Here is a 16,474-nt window from a genome sequence, read left to right on the forward strand (position 1 = left end):
GAATCTCTGCGCAAAACCTCGCGGAGTTTACGGCGCTCATACGGCGATAATTCAATTGTGGCCACTGGCAATCCCTCCGATCGCCGTTGACCCTACTATCAAGTTGCAAAGTGATCAAAGACTTTTGCTTAGGTACCTAAAAGAGCATCACGCCCTGATACCCTTTCACCTATTATTGGCACCGGTGCGAGGTTTCGATCCCCGTCTCGTGGACTTGGAAACCACTGTGCTAGCCATTGACACTACACCGGTGTACTGGTCCGCCCGGCTGGAATCGAACCAGCGTCCTGCTGCTTATAAGACAGATGCTCGCCACTGAGCTTCAGGCGGTTACTTCATTTAATGGTCGGGACGACAGGAATCGAACCTGCAACCTGATGCTCCCAAAGCACCTGCTCTCCCTGATTGAGCTACGCCCCGTTATGTGATCCACTAAACGCTGAAGGCCGGATCCCTTTTGGAACCCGGCCTTCAGCTTGCCACTCAGGCAACCGATCTATGGTTCCAAAATCAATGATTCATTTGTTGGCTCGGTCATACCGAGGTCTGTTAAATCGCAGGGCTGCAAGACGCTTGGCGTTGTAGTTCCCAACCACAGCAAAGATATGCATTGATGCAAATGTTGCGAATTAAGTTTCATGCTATCCCCCTGTGTCCGCGTCGAGCCTTATCGCTCTCATAGCGGTATTCGCGAGATCGGGGGCAAAACTTAAATGCTGTCATGAGAAAAATTCAGCTATAGCTCACCGTCATAAGAATCCGACTGGTGAGACGCATACATGGCAACTTCCTCAAGGGCTGACCTGTCGGCGGGTTACATATTCGCGTTTTACGATTGCCGCCAAGGGGTCACGATTGTCGCCACGGGATCTTTGGTCCACTTGAATTTGGGATTCCTACCCTAGGAAGGCCCCGTACGTTACTGATTTCATTGACCTGACTTTGCGCATTAAATTGAGGGTCTTGGAGCCAAATGTCCAATAGGCAAGATAAATATGCACTGGCACCCTATTCAGTACCTATTCATGATGTTCGGTACCTGGTTAGATTTTTTTGATAAATTACTTGAATTATAGATTTTTTAATTTATAGGGACAAACGGACCAATGGATCGGACAGGAACTCGAGGAGGTGTCGAGACACCTGTTCCTGGCCCGAGGTCGACGATTGTGCTCGCCTGCCACCCCCAGATAACATCCTTCGACAGCTAAACCGTAACCTATGCGCTCCTTGTCGCCATGCCTCTACCTCCGATGCGTGGACCTCTTACCCTGCGCAGCATGAGACGGGAATGGCGGATGTATTGAAGACTCGCCCTGCACGCAGAAGGAAGTCGGCTGCGCCAAGGCCTCTGCTTTAGCCCGGAATTCGACTTATTGCCCGGGCACTCGCTTCATACAAGAGTTTGATGAAGCCATCAGCAAGTCTCCCCTCAGCATAGCAGAATGGGCTGAACGGGAAGTCAACGGCACAGATTAAACTCGAGAAAGATGTTTGGGACGTCCTTGATGTTCAAGTCGAGGGTATAAAGGATTTCGCTCCACCAGCTGACATATGTCCGACCCTTGTACAGTGAATGGCAGCAATCCCATTCTCACTCGCTGCAAACAGCCTGCTCGCGGTATGGCTGAAAAAGTCGACCGCCGCCCTGCCCCAGGTCCCGTGAATCCATGATAAAATTTAACGCATACGAAATGCAGAAAACCTCCTCCTGACGGAGCGCCGAGGATGACAGAGGGGTGATGGCCAGGATGTGAATACAAGGCCTCTTATGCGCCCCTTCACAAGGAAAGGAGATAAAATGCGCCCAAACTTACTCTTTCTATTTTGCTTGACGTCCCGCGCCGTATTTGCCACGGCGCACGAAGGAGACGAGCATAGGACGTCCTGGTCCATCCGAAAAGATGAACAGATATTCGATCCGAGCCTTAATTGTGAAAAGGCACGCAAAGCCTTGCAGGCAGGTTTCCGAAAGCTTCTCAGCAAGGATCCGACATGCAAATCGGAACGTTTGTTCCTGACGTTTAAGAAAATGGAGATGATTCGCACGCAATCCCTGATGATGCGCGCCAATGCTGGAGTTGATGCCCTGAAAGAATGCAACAGTTGGTTAGGAGCCGAAACGAAACGCCTGCGTTCAACTTTTTTATACGGCTCATGCCGTCCGCCTCTCGCCAGCGCGAAGCCCACTGACATCGCTGCCATTGGACATATCATGTCGCTCCCTACGAAAGATAAATTGGACATCTCTCGCGCAGAGAGCTTTTAAAGCAGCCAAGTGAAAGTGGAGGGAGACGAGCTTTCGATGGAAACGACAAGGAGTTACACGGTTTCATTTAAACATTCAAAAAAGAGTTTTCATCCAAACCCGGACCTCGACTTTGAATCAAGCAAGAAGACCGTGCAAAAGCTTTGTGAAGATTGGCGTGCATTGGCCTTGAAACAGTTTTCCAAAGAAATTTCGGACATCGGGGGGTGCAGTGGAGGTTGCGGGAGTCACAGATGCTGCACTTGCTTCGCTGGTGCGCAGATGAATTTCCTGAGCGCTGTCCAGAGATTCACGGTCTACAAACAATTTGATGCCCCAGGCCCCCAGCAGTCCCTCGCTGCTTGCCAGAGTTGGCAAAAGGAAATGCAGAACTTCAATTCCGCAGGATATTTAACTGGCACGTGCAGTGAGGGTACTTTCTTGGCCTATGCGAAAGATGGAGAGCATATTCTTCGGTCACGTGGAGTCAGCTATCAGTTTCAGCCACCTGGCGGGTGATTCTGAGGCGGTGCCTTAACGCGGGTCTCATGCAGGACGGGGGAGCCGAACATGCGATGGACGCGAGCCAGTCGGTTCAGTGTCGAAGCTTCCTTTCGCCTCGCATCGCATCAGACAAGATCACGAATGTTTTGGACAAAAATTAAGCAGCCCGTGCAAGAAGTCAGGGACGGGTTCCGTCTTCTCTTTGTTACAAGCTCATAATACAACTGAAAGGATACACCCATGACTTCATTTAAGAACCTGGCATTGGCAACGGCTCTAACTTTGTCAGCAGCACCATCCGCCTGGGCGGCTGATTGCCGAACAACTCTGACCGCCTTCTTCAACACGATCCAGGCCCAGAATTATTCCGTCCACGTGGAGAGGACCACAAATGCGCTTTGGAGCAATGACAATATCTTTAGCACCTACTCCAACTTCTCGACTTATGTGCAAGGATCGAATTCGGTTGGGCCCAATCGTTTCATCAAAGAAGAAAGTGGCGTGCGGATCCTCAATAGTAATGGCGGCATCACGCGCGTGGACCAGGAAACGGTATCGATCGTCGAGAATGGTGCCATGAGCGTAGTTCTGAACTCCTGGAGCAATACCATTTTAAAGCCGACGATGACCTATTGCGACTCGATTGGCAATGATCAGGTTCTGATCCAGGCCATCCACAGCTCGGGAACTCGCAAGACATTGTATAACTTCACCCTCACTAAAACGATCATCGTTCTCTAAGAGCAAAGGATTATGGGACCGAGGGCCTCTATGTTACACGAGCGATACAAGGCGCTCATGTCACGAATTCGAGGCTCATCGGTTCGTCCGTTCTTCGAGCTGGGATAGGTGCTCATAATCTTCTTTGTAGCCCAATTGGCCACCGAGATAATAATTGTTCTTATCCCGGCCCATGATGAGGTCCGTAGCATAAATCATGACTTCAAACGAGGGCAAATCAACTCCCGGGACTCTTGATCCCTTAAAATAGAGCGAGACACCGTCGGTTGCATAGAGTGGAGGTACATTTTTTTGGTTGCGATCAAAATCGATCGTTCGAAACGCGCTTGCACTGCTGACATCGATCACGAGGCCCTTATGATAAACCCGCGTGTCGTCTGTCGCATAAGAGTTGGGAAACGGTGCCATGGCACCCGCAGACCTGAATGCCCCTGGATTGGCCCCGACAATGGAATCTCGAAAAAAATAAACGCGCGCATCATCTTTAGCGTAGCCGCCTGACAGGCCCACAAATGTCGGTACGTGCGCTCCTTCCATAATTTCATTGCCTATGAACACAGCGACATCATCTTTGGCGAAAACACCACCTGGGAATGCGACAAACTTGTTTGGGTCTTTGACCTCAAGTTTCTGAATAGAATAAAAAACGGAACGGGCGTCACGTGCGTAAGCCCCCTCCAAAGGCTCAAAGGTTGATGGGTCTGCCTCGATCAGCACCTTGGATCCGACATAGACATGCTTCGCATCGCGACTGAATTCATGAGCCGGATCCAGAATCTCAAATGTTGAAGGATCGCATCCTTCTAGTCGTGCGTACCCGTAGAATATATCAGCTCCGCTTCGCCTGTATCCAAAACCTAGATCATCGGCGAGCAGAAATCTCACAGTGTGACGATCATCTCCTGAGTGATCATTTCGTATGACACTCAATCTCGGAAAATACTCATGCTGCCCTAAGATTTGGCGAAGATAATAACGGACAAAATCTTCTCCCAATGCGCCTCTGAATGCAGAATCATCCAGTTCAATAATTTGTGGAAGACTTGCCACAAGAAACTTTGTAACAGGCTTAATGCCACTTTCATCTACATCCACAAGCTTCCCACTATAAAGGGGCGGCCCGTATTCCACACCAATCTCAAACACCGCTGGCGTTGTAAACACTTGAGAACCAATATATTCGAGACTTACTGTGATCGTTTTTTTCTGATCGTCTGGTTTTTTACAGCTAGCTAGGCCATACACAAATAATCCAATGAATGCAGCCCAATACCGGCTCATTGCTATGTAACCCCCAAATATCCCAGTGAATATTGGAATGTTATCGGCTTTTTTCAGGAAATATTAAGTTAATTATTGGTGTTTGGCTCAGCTTTATACCAAAAAAACGGCCCTGTGAAAGGCCATTTCTTCGCTAATATGACAGCAACAGTTTACTGGCAGGCAACTTCATCGGTATCGTCATTGCCATCCTTGCAGCTGGTTTTGCAAATTTGAGAAGGCCGTAACGCATAAGCAAATTCACTTTCTAGAACTCAAGCTGGAAAATTTTAACAAGGCTTCTCGAGTGATTATAGGTGACCTTGTTTGGCTTTCAAAGTGATTGCTTTCATCCGCCACGAGAGGGAACGAATGATTTTTGTAAGCCCAATATGGCGCATCTACTCTGGAGCAAGCGCTAGACTTTGGTACTGATCCTGCAACTCGTCCCATGGAGATTTTGAAAGTTTTCTTGGAGGAAATTGACATGAACCTATTTAATTTGCTCGGCCGATCAAGTTCTGGATTCGCAGGACGTCGAGGTGTAAGAGGCGGCGTCAAAGGACTTGCAGCTATCGCAGTGGGACGCTGGCTCTATAGAAAATGGATGTCCAGCAGGACCCAGAGGCACTCAGGCTCCTTGGGCCGGATCTAAGGCTTACATCGGAACTTGCCTTTAGAATAATGCGATTCAGGAGAGAGCCTTTCGAGGCTCTCCGTCGACTCTTTGTCCCTACAGAGGGGTCATCAAACAGTCGACATCCCAATTCTTTCGCGCATGTAATGCATAGGCGTCTAACTTCATAACCTGTATCTCCGATAACTCTTTTGAACGATCATGCCTGACTCGTGCGGCGGATCCCGAAGGAGATGAAAAATGCAGACACGCGTTCATTATAAGCATGCGAATCGGCTAGGCTTTGCCTTAACCATTACCGTCCTGCTGACTGTCCTACTCACAACCTACTACTACTACCAGCTCCAGCAGGCAGAATTCAGTCGATTCTATTCCATGCAGCTGGCCAATGAACTTAAGCAGAGTTCACGCGACCTCACTATGAATGCACGTACCTATGTCGTCACAGGAGATGCGCGATACGAAACAACGTATTGGCAAATTGTCAATGTACGAAGCGGGAAACAGGCACGGCCTGACGGCAGGACCATCGCTCTCAAGACGCTTATGCAGGACGCGGGCTTTACGGATTATGAGCTCGGCAAACTGACCGAAGCCGAAAGCCGGTCTGATGCTCTGATCAAGACGGAAGATACGGCCATGCATGCTGTGAAGGGTCTATTTTTAGACAACTCAGGCCAATTTACGGTCAAGCGTGCAGCCGACCAGGAGCTGGCCAGACGCCTGATGCATGATCAGACCTATCACGATCAAGTCAGGATTATCATGGAGCCCATTCATGAGTTTGAAAAGGCGCTCAGTCTCAGAACGCTGGAGCGAGTCGAGTCGCTGAAAGTACGAGCTTTGTGTCTGCAGGTTCTCGTCCTGGTTCTGGTTTCCGCGCTTTTCGTACTTTCTTTGGCTTCGAACCGATCTTTAAAGTCAACCCTGACGGATGCCAATGGTCAGCTTAATTCCATTTCGGGTCAAGTCAACGAGATGATGAAAAACCTCGAGGGCATGGCCAACGATCTCTCGAGAAACGCTAACACCGAAGCGGCGTCTCTGACGCAAACTGTGGCGGCCGTGACCCAGACATCCACAACGATCAGTCGCAACAGTGCGAGTGCAATGCAAACCGCCTCCTCCACAGCCGAAAGCCGTGATTCCGCGCTCCGAGGTAAGAAGTCCACAGAAAATGTTGGCTTCCTCATGAGCGAAATCGATAAATCCAATCAGGATATCGTAACTCAGGTTCGCGAGAGTAACCTGCAGCTTTCGGAGATAGTCACTCTTATCAGAGAAATCGGCACCAAAACGAAGGTCATCAACGAGATTGCTTTCCAAACCAAACTTCTCTCGTTCAATGCTGCTGTGGAAGCTGCCCGTGCCGGAGATCAAGGCAAGGGTTTTGCTGTGGTGGCGCAAGAAGTCGGCAACCTCGCTCAGGTCAGTGGCAGTGCAGCGAAAGAAATCAGTATGATTCTGGAAAAAAGCACGGTAACCGTGGAAAGCATCATCGCGAAAACCACCGAGAAAGTTGATGCGATAATCCACCAGGGAACCTTACGCGTGGAAGAAGGCATCGCTGCTTCAAAAGAATGTGCCAGCATTCTCGACGAGATTGTGAGCCGCATCAGCACGATCAACGTCATGGCCCAGGAGATTGCGAATGCATCTCAGGAACAAACCACCGGCATGTCTGAAATCTCAAGGGCGATGGAGGCCATCGATCACACGGCACAAGCCAATGCCTCGGCTTCGCGGCAGGTCGCTGACATCACGTCCCAGTTGAAAAGCGAAAATGAAAAGATACAGACGCTGACCACCACCATGGATCAACTGCTGGCTGCGTAATCGGGGACATAAATCAATCTCGAACTGGTGAGAAGTCCGCATGAATGGAATAAGGTTTTTATTTGTCATACTGCAGGAAGGCGAAATTTTATTCCTAACAAATTACTCTTAGTCATATATAGCCAAAGTTGGTTGAGCCAGGCCTATCCCTGGCAAGACCGATTGCGGTTCAACACCTCTGCATAAAGCCTAGGCCAGGCACATCGACTTCCAGCGCCCTATAATCACTCTCGAAAACAGCACCGCACCTGCAGAAAGCTACCGTTTCGTCACACACCGCTTTTTGAAGACACAAGAAGCGGCCTACCGGAGTTGATCCAGAAAAACCAAGATCGTTATCCTCATGGACAGCTTTTCAAAATAGTTTCGCCCTTTACATATCAGACAAAAATCAAGAGGTCACAGCCATGATTAAAATTCCCAGGCTTTGCTTCCCGATCCTATTTCTCTTTCTGGTCATCGAATCTCCCAACACTCAAGCTTATGCTTGGGACTGGCCCTTCCCCTATGGGCGGGTGTCCGAGGAACGAGTGCGAATCTCGACCGCAGAAGACATTGAGTTGGCCGGAAAGATCTACTTCCGTCACGACAGTGTCGAGCCACGGCCGGCACTGGTTCTTCTCTGCCCCTGGGCGACGGACATTTCCATCTATCAAAGCAAAGCCCGAGAGCTCGCCGACAAGGGCTATGTGGTTCTCACGTACACTTCAAGGGGTTGGTGGGGTTCAAGCGGCAACATCGCTACGTCGGGTCCTGAAGATGTGGCCGACGCCCGGAAGGTCATCGATTGGCTGAGCGAGAATCCACTTGTGGATAGGGAAAGAATAGGGATGGCGGGCATCTCCTTGGGCGGCGGAACAACTTTGCTGGCTGCTGCTCACGATCCCCGTATCCGGGTTGTAGCCGTCTTCAGCGGCTGGAGCGATCTCATGGTCAGCTTCTTCGGCAACAGTACGCAGAAGACAATTTGGGAGCGTATTCTGGAAGCTTCAGCCCTTTTTGGCATCAAGAAACTCCCGCCCGGAGGACTCATGGCCGAGCAGAAGGCTCAGATCAAAAAAAACGACATCATCGGCTTGAAGACCTATACCGACCCTCGCTCACCGATCCTTCTGCTGGACCGTTATACCGAAAACCAGACCCATATATTCATCAGCCATAATTATTCCGACTTTCTCTTCCCCACCTCTGATCTCTGGAGCTTCTATCAGAAACTCAATGTTCCCAAACGCATCCGTCTGCAACCGGGCGTCCATGGTTCGGTTGAAACTTTTGACATGAGTTCCAAGCACAGGGGCAACGTTTGGAGCGATGCGGAAGCCTGGTTCGATCGCTGGCTCCGCCCGCAGGATGATGCATCCGGGGTCGCGGACGCAGACGTGGCTGAGATGCATATTACCCTGGCTGAGGACAGGCGCCCGCTCGAATTCAAAAGTGACAATCCTCTCGCGGTCGACACCCATCGGCTTTTCCTGCAGGGCCAGGAAAGCTCCAGCAGGAGATTTGGACGTCTCACCAAAACGCCAAACCCGGATGCGCCCTCATGCTGTCATCAGATTCGTTCCTCCATCCTGTCGGGCATCTATACGGGATTTCCCATCCTCTATGCCCTCGTGGATAGCATTGTACCCATTCGGAACCTGATGTCTTCAGCTCTTATTAATCTGAAGCACGCGGCGGTCTATACGATCGGACCGTTCCCGCAGGACATCAAGGTCGTCGGCATTCCCCGCATCCACTTGAAGGTGGAGGGCGAAACGCCTCAGGCCCATATTGTGGCTTATCTCTTTAAAGTCAATGCTGCAGACCGTTGGAAAGCTATTTCCGTGGCGCCATATACAAGCTTTGATCTAAAAAAGGGTAAGAGCAGAATCTTCGACTTTGAACTCTTCAGCGGTTTTGCATCGATTCAAGCCGGAGAACGCCTGGCACTGGCATTTGATACATTCGAGCCTGATTTCGCCCCACCCTTGAAACAGGAACCGTTTCAGGTGAAAATTCATACCGACGGGGAGTCCTATATCGATCTGCCCTTGATAACGAACTCAAACAAGGCCCGTGATGGCCAATAAACGCGATAGGGCCCGCCGACAAAATTATGGGGCGGCGGGCCCTCGATTTCAGTTCCAATCAATCCGGGACGATTTCAATTCCTCGGCGATGTTCGCCTGGATGCGAGCCTTGTCCTCGGCTGAGAGAGGCGTACCATCCTCCCAGTGCGAAGCTCGGCTCAGATAAATCACCAGGTCGAAGTCATCACCTGCGAGCATTTCGGACAGGAGGGACAGATTCCTTTTGCCCTCACTGTAAATGATCCCGGATCGACCCAGAAATTTCACTTTTCCGAAAAGCATGGATCACCTCTCATCAGATACCACCGCCCAACACGCTCGGGCTCGTGTGATATTCAATATCCACGCCTCGCGTCTTGAGGACCGGATATTCCACCCGAGTCCATATGCTCTGCAGCCTGACACCATCCATGGAATGGAAGGCATGCACAGGTCCCTGCGCCTCGCGTGCGAATTGCTCCGAGGCCTGCTTCCAAAATTCCTTCATCTCCGGGAATCCAAACTCATTGGTCATGGCTGTCAAAGACTTACCTAGAGGCGTCATCTCCAATGTAACGCCCCCAATGGAGCGGGAATACTCGGCTGCGGCGTCCATCGCACCAGGTCCTGACCAGAAGACGCGGGGTTGGGGACTCGGACCGTAAACAACATCTGTTTGCCGAGCCGCCTTGCCAGCTGAACTCCCGATGCCTTTCGCTAGAGCACTGCCCGCAGCACCCAAGCCACCGCCGAGGAAACCCCCTGCGGCCCCCAACAGGGTCGAGGTGAAAAGTTCCAAACCTGTCTGCCCGTTAATGGCCCCGCTTATGAGGCCTTCAGCTGCAGCTATCGCGACTTCAATACCGATGATCACCGCCGCACTGGCTCCTGCCGCTGCAGCAGCTGCTCCTGCTGCTACGCCCAATCCACCAAGAATACCACCAGCAAAGATCGCTCCCCATGTTTTTCCTGACGTCCAATCCCATTGCGCCGGATTGAAGTTGTTGCCGTTGGCCATGGCGCCACCCACGTACCCACCGACCAGAGCGCCCACGAAAACAGCGATCAGGAACCAGAAGAATTCTCCATCAGGATCGACACCACTGAGCGGATCGTTGGCGCCGATCATATAAGGATTATGGTACTGCCAGGCTGGATCTGGCGTCAGGAAACGTCCGGTGATCGGATCATAATAGCGTGAGCCAAAGTAATACAGACCGGATTCGGAATCGAGCTCCTTATCCGTGTATTTCTGCCTGAAACTGTCCTCGCCCGAGGTGGTCGCCACATGCAATTTGCCGAAAGGTTCATAGCTGAGACGGGCTACGGGCTGCCCGTTGGCATCAGACACCAGTGTCGTGGAATTCTGATGATTCTTATGGAAATAGTGGATGCCTGTCGGATAACCCTGACCGTTGGGTCCCGCCTTCCATTCTGGAGGAGGACTGGAACAACCGGGCTGGCCCAAAAGGAGAATGGCCCAGCTTAAAACATGCGCAATCTGGCGGAAAATAAAGCTGCGTCGCAATCCGAAATGAATGCGCGTCAACGCAAAGCAGATCCAGGCAAAGACCAGGGCGAAGACGACCACCCAACCGGTCAGGATCGAGTTGCCAATCGCCTCTTCAAGACCCATGCTGGCCAGATACAGCCACGAACTGATCTTGAGCTGGAGCCCTTCCAAGGTGCTGGAATTCACGGCTTTGGCCATCAGTTCATGATGACTCTGATCCAACATCGTCAGCTGCTTGCCACGGACATAGTCCTTGGTAAAGGCGGCAACGATGCCCTGACTGTCCACGATATTCTTGGTATGGGTCTGCTTGCCATTGCCTTGCACGCTGATTTCATAAACGGATCCCACATAGAGCGTGGTCTTGCCGTTTGCGTCAATTTTCTTCAGGCGCTCTCCGGATGGAGCGTAGACGAAGCGGTTGACAGTCTTCGAATGCCGAGCCGAAGTTCCTTTTTTGACTTCAACGAGGCGATTTTCTGGATCATAAATATAGAACCAAAATTCATCGCGCTTTTTGTCCGAATCCAGGACCGGCTGAGACGTAATATTGCCATTCGCATCATAGGTGTAACGACCCAGCTCGCCACCTTTGGAGTCCAAGACACGCGCAATCTGATGCACGTTGGTCGGATTATACTCAAAGGCCAGGTTATCCATCACCAAAGGATTGCCACTTGAGTCATAGGCATAGGATTTTTTACCGTAAGGGCCTTCCGCCCCCTCCAGGCGTCCACGCATGTCGTAGTAAAATTCCTGACTACGGCTGCTATCGACAGCATCCGTAATGGAATAAAGTTTGCCGGCTTTGTTCCAAAGATAGGACAATTTCTCGGCACTGACACCGTCTTTGGAACGGGTTTCCTGGGTCATCCTGCGTCCCAGGGCATCATAGTTCAGATGACTCTCGACACCGTTGCCATGAACCATTTTTTGATACTGACCCAAAGCCGTATAACTGCTGAAACGGGCGACGGACTTCGGAGCTTCGAGGCTGCCATCTTTTTTGGTTTCCTGAAGGTCGATGGACTCCAGATGCAAGCTGGCGTTATAGCCATAAAGAAGGACAGCGCCGTCAGGGAAGACTCGCCTGGCTATTTTTCCAGTCGGCAGGTACTCCATGAACGTTGAATAGTTGACTTCCTGGTTCAATTCCAGGAATTCAAGCGGCCGGTTCTTGCGCTCCGACTTGATCTTCAATTGATCCAGCGTTGTATGGCCATAAGCGTCATAAGCGAAGGACTTGCGGTAGTCGAGCCACGCTTTCTGGGACTCATCATATTCCTGCCATTCAATGGCGGACAGCTGACCCATGCTATTGGCAAGACCAGGATTATCATAGACGAGAACACTGCTGGAGAATGGTTTGGTGAGGCTTCCCGATTCAAAAATCTCACGTTTCACGGGACGATTCAGACGATCATAGGCGATCCTGCGCAATCCGCCTTTGGCATCGCGCGTTTCCACGAGACGGTTCAGTTGATCATAGACAAAAGTCGTGACACCACGCGAGGAGTCCGTCACGCGAATAACGTTACCCAGGGAGTCATGAACATAGGACGTTTGCGCGCCGCTGCGATCCTTCACGGCAATCAGCTGACCCATACCGTTATATTGATAGGAGACTGTGCTTTCATCAAGCGCCTGATCACGCAGCAAAAGGCCTTGCGGATTGAAATTCTGCAGAGAACGATTCAGCTGCGCAGCGTCATCGCTTCGCAAACGCGGGTCGGGGCCTGCGATCAAAGTCTGCCGGTTGGTCCGGGTCAAAGGACTTTGATTGTTGATCGACTGTTCGATTCTGGCCACGACCTCTGCATACGAGTCGGCCACAGGTTCCGGTGCTTGTTCTGGCGATCGCGACAACCGCAAGAGACTGAAGGACGGCAGAGGTTCCACCTGGCAGCTGTCCTGGATATTCAGGCTGTCGTTGCCCAAGCCATAGCAGTAGCTGGTGACTGCCCCATCAGCACTTGTCATCTGGCGTGGAGAACTTTGGATATCATAGTGATGCTGGGTCCAGGCTATCGGATCACCCTGGAAAGCCGGCGCTGATTCCTGAACAATGCGTCCCTGGGAATCAAACTTGGTCCATCTCTCTATGATGCGGTCCGCCTGATCTCCCCCTACAGTTTGGGCCAGATACGAGCGACCGAGACCATCGGTGAAAGTTTTGGTCCAGGGCCAGGCGTTGACATCGGATTCCGCCCATGTCGGCCGACTCCGCTGCACGCGATACATGCCTGCGGCACAGGAGCTGCCGCTTCCGCAATCCACATAACTCAGCAGTTCGAGGCGGACCTGCTGGCCATTCAAATCGGGACCCAGGCGTTCCACGAGTCGACCGAAATCATCATACCGATACTGGCTAAGATTGCCGTTGACATCGCGCTGCGTAAGCATCACGCCAAAAGCCTGGGAATAGGTGGCCGAGGTCACAAGTCTCTTGCCGTCCTGATTCAAGGCTGACAGGATCTTAACCGGATAGGTGTGCGTCAGTTCATCGAACTCAACGCCTTCAATCGCACCCAGAGCATTCTGAGTTTCGATGCGGTTGCCATAGGCGTCATATTTATAGATCGTTTTGACAAAGTCGTTGAATGTATCCCGATAACGCTCTTCAGCCACGAGATTGGAATTCGCATCAAAACTGAAACGGGTGAGCTTGAAATCCGATCCACTCGCATACGTGAGCATCGAGGGGCCTGCGCAGGAACCGATATCCCTGGTGAGCTTGATAGCCGTGATACGGCCCAGCTGCCAGGACTGCAGGTTATTGGAGAAGTTCGCACAGGTGACGACGTTATCGAGAGAATCGTTGAGATCCCCTAAATCCTGCACCACGACAGCATTGCCATAATCATCATATTGATAGCTTCGGGCCAGGGTATAGTCGTAACTGCCATCAAGATAAATATCCTGACGATCTATAATGTTCTCGACCACGTAAACGCCGGGCCAGTTGGAACGAGCCTGATACTCATAACGCTGGCGCTTCAGCAGACCACCGCTGATACGCAGAATGTCCTGGTGTTCCACAAGTCCCGATCGTGGGAAATCCTGATGAAAGAATTTTTTGGTGATGAGGCCGGCTTCGCGATTGGTTTGCGAGACGGTTTCAAAACCCAACCATCCTCGACCATCCTGACTGACTCTGGCACCGGAATACTGATAATTGAAATTATAGGAAGCGCCGAGGCCATCGCTGAGTGAATAGTGCGATACTACATAGGTCGCTGACTGAGCATCCACCTTGGGATACACACTGCCGCTCGACCGGGAATGAATCGTGCCACTGGTCAGAGGTAGATAGGTGATCTGAACCTGACCACCGACCCGGTTGCGGATGAGTCGGAGCGTATCTGGATTCACGCTTTTATTGAGATGGATGCCCCAGTTACAGGCGCCATCGCTGTAGCAGGTACCGGGAGTATAGTCGATGGCTCCATCACCATTCATATCCCTGAGGAAGCCTTCGGTTTTGAACTTGTACCCGGCCTCCTCATTGAAGAAATAGCGATCCGGAAGCTCATAACCGGAGTTCACAAAGTCGCGGGTCCCAAGATCGCGCCCTAAACCATAAAATACGGTCAGATTACGACCGCCGGTATCCCAGACCGTGCCCGCGGTGAAGTCCAACAGTCCATCGTTATTAAAATCGTAAAGGACACCTTCGGTTTTCAGCTCCCAATCTTGAAGGGACTTATTGAAGAAAAGTTTCTCATCCAGATTGAAGTTCTCATAAACATAGCCGTGGCCTGTGCCGTAGTAGATCCGCAGATTTTTGGTCCCGTCAGCCCAGACCGTGCCGCGCGTGAAATCAGCAATACCGTCGCTATTGAAATCCTGGAAGACGCCTTCGGTATTGACCCTCCAGCCGCGGGTTTCATTCTTATAAACGAATTCTCCAGCCGGCAAGGAATAACCGGCATCCACAAAGCGATCCCCGGTACCATGATAGACTTTGGTATTACAACCGCCCTCATCCCAGCAGGTCGCACGACTGAAATCTGTGATGCCGTCGCCATTAAGATCCTGGACGATAGCTTCGATTTTAACGCGCCATGCCCCATTTTCGTTGAAATAGACCCCATATGGAAGCTCCCATCCAGGGACCAGTTCGAAGCCGCGGCGTGTGCCTTTCCAGATTTTCAGATCGCAGGGCCTGTCCTTATCCCAACACGTCCCCGCGCTGAAATCAGCGATGCCGTCGCCATTCAAGTCCTGCAGGATGCCTTCAGATTTAAAGTTCCAGGCGTCCTCGCCTTCAGCGAAGAAAAGCTTGCCGGGAAGGAGCCAGCCTTCTATGCGTTCAAAGCCACTGCCTGTTCCTCGCCAAATTTGGAGATCACAGTCCTTGCCACCAGGAGGATTTTTATCCCAGCATGTGCCATGCGTATAATCGGCGATACCGTCTCCATCCAGATCCTGCAGAAGGCCTTCGGTCTTGACGCGAAACCCGTTCGTTTCGTTCCTGAAAACGTTGCCAGGGAGATGCCAGCCGTCATAGGCCGCAAAACCTTGAGCCGTGCCCCGAAAAATTCTGAGGTCACAGTTCGTATTGCCCTTATCCCAGCAGGTGGCACTCGTATAATCGGCAATGCCGTCACCGTTGAGATCCTGGACTAGCGCCTCGTTCTTAACATCCCACTCGCCTCGCTTATTGTGAAAAATCTTGAAGGGAAGATCGAAAGATTTATTGCTGTTGAAGCCTGCTACGGGCTGATTATATTCAAACTCAGAGACCAGCAAACATTGTTGGCTAGGGCTGCAGAGATCAATTTTTTTCAGAAGACTCGCCTGGCTCGACTGACTGGAAACATAGGTCATCTGATAGCGGCGTACTAATTCATTCCCCGCTCGCACGTCGATGGCACGGAGTCTCTGCCGAACTTCCTGACGAACGCCTTGGCTCCAAATCGGTCTCCAATCGCTCCGCTCCTCGTAGACGAACTGAATGCTTTTCGAAGGAGTAAGACCCGTCTTCTCGTTTCCAGTATAAGAAACGCTCTTGGGTTGGAAAGACGATCCGAAACGGTGATAATCCACCAGCCAGTAATTTCCGTTTTTATCCGTCACCCGATTCAGGGCCCAAAGATAAACATGACTGCCGTTGCCATCGAAACGAATCCGCGCGTTGTCGTTGGTGGCGAATTCCAGCTTCATTCCGTCGCGGGTTCGGACGGTAAACGAGCAGGGCCCCGATCCGCACTGACCTTCGGATTTAATATCGCTCCAGGTCTCACGCTCAGTCCGATAGCTTGTCCCATGCCGACCATATTCTCCGGAGATGGCCACCAGGCGTTGACCCTGCATGCAGAAACGGTCGTTCGCGCTGTAATCGACCGTGCCGATCACATTATCGCGGACCAGATCCTTGGCGCAGCGTGTGATATAACTCAGCCCGCTGATATTCCAACCCTTGCCGAGAACGCCGTTATCGGACTGGCTGTTGTAATCAAGCCTGATATTAGGCTGCATACCCGCAGTTCCCGGAGGTGCTTGGATGGGGACGATATAGCTCGCTTTACCATCATCGCTAACCGAAAAATTCTTCATCAGATCTGCAGGCTGAGCCTGACCCCAGGCTTGCCCCATGCTCCCCAGGAGCGTGAGCATAGACAGTATCGATTTTTTCAGAATAGCGTGTGCCATAGTGTTCCCTTTACACTGCCGAAGTTGAC

Annotated in this window: 7 protein-coding genes and 3 tRNA genes; 4 read left to right on the forward strand and 6 right to left on the reverse strand. The window is 51.4% G+C overall.

Annotated elements, in window-relative coordinates; genetic code table 11:
• Window positions 1–176 precede the first annotated feature (176 nt).
• The 3 genes from VE954_RS15550 to VE954_RS15560 all read right to left on the reverse strand — a co-directional run bounded on the left by VE954_RS15550 (window position 177) and on the right by VE954_RS15560 (window position 420).
• Window positions 177–252 (reverse strand) — tRNA-Trp (locus VE954_RS15550).
• A 4-nt stretch (window positions 253–256) separates the two neighbouring features.
• Window positions 257–330 (reverse strand) — tRNA-Ile (locus tag VE954_RS15555).
• A gap of 13 nt (window positions 331–343) precedes the next feature.
• Window positions 344–420: transfer RNA gene (locus VE954_RS15560), tRNA-Pro, on the reverse strand.
• 1,381 nt (window positions 421–1,801) lie between these two features.
• Here VE954_RS15560 and VE954_RS15565 point away from each other — a divergent pair.
• Complete coding sequence (locus tag VE954_RS15565; RefSeq protein ID WP_324954334.1) at window positions 1,802–2,269, forward strand: hypothetical protein; 468 nt, start codon at window positions 1,802–1,804, stop codon at window positions 2,267–2,269.
• Between the two features lie 723 nt (window positions 2,270–2,992).
• A complete protein-coding gene (locus tag VE954_RS15570) occupies window positions 2,993–3,493 on the forward strand; it encodes a hypothetical protein (RefSeq protein ID WP_324954336.1) in 501 nt (166 codons plus the stop codon).
• Window positions 3,494–3,568: 75 nt separating this feature from the next.
• On the opposite strand, the gene VE954_RS15575 is transcribed toward VE954_RS15570, so the two are convergent.
• A complete protein-coding gene (locus VE954_RS15575; RefSeq protein ID WP_324954338.1) occupies window positions 3,569–4,774 on the reverse strand; it encodes a DKNYY domain-containing protein in 1,206 nt (401 codons plus the stop codon).
• A 1,726-nt stretch (window positions 4,775–6,500) separates the two neighbouring features.
• On the opposite strand from VE954_RS15575, the gene VE954_RS44265 reads away from it, so the two are divergent.
• The gene (locus tag VE954_RS44265) at window positions 6,501–7,226 is read left to right on the forward strand and encodes a methyl-accepting chemotaxis protein (protein ID WP_414699008.1); all 726 of its coding nucleotides are present in this window, start codon (window positions 6,501–6,503) and stop codon (window positions 7,224–7,226) included.
• A 407-nt stretch (window positions 7,227–7,633) separates the two neighbouring features.
• Window positions 7,634–9,298, forward strand: coding sequence for a CocE/NonD family hydrolase (locus VE954_RS15585; RefSeq protein WP_324954342.1), 1,665 nt, complete (start codon window positions 7,634–7,636; stop codon window positions 9,296–9,298).
• A 48-nt stretch (window positions 9,299–9,346) separates the two neighbouring features.
• Here the strand turns inward: VE954_RS15585 and VE954_RS15590 are convergent, their stop codons facing one another.
• Window positions 9,347–9,580, reverse strand: coding sequence for a hypothetical protein (locus VE954_RS15590; RefSeq protein ID WP_324954344.1), 234 nt, complete (start codon window positions 9,578–9,580; stop codon window positions 9,347–9,349).
• Window positions 9,581–9,593: 13 nt separating this feature from the next.
• A complete protein-coding gene (locus VE954_RS15595) occupies window positions 9,594–16,445 on the reverse strand; it encodes an RHS repeat-associated core domain-containing protein (RefSeq protein WP_324954345.1) in 6,852 nt (2,283 codons plus the stop codon).
• Window positions 16,446–16,474 lie beyond the last annotated feature (29 nt).

The organism is Oligoflexus sp., assembly GCF_035638955.1.
Classification (GTDB): Bacteria; Bdellovibrionota_B; Oligoflexia; order Oligoflexales; family Oligoflexaceae; genus Oligoflexus.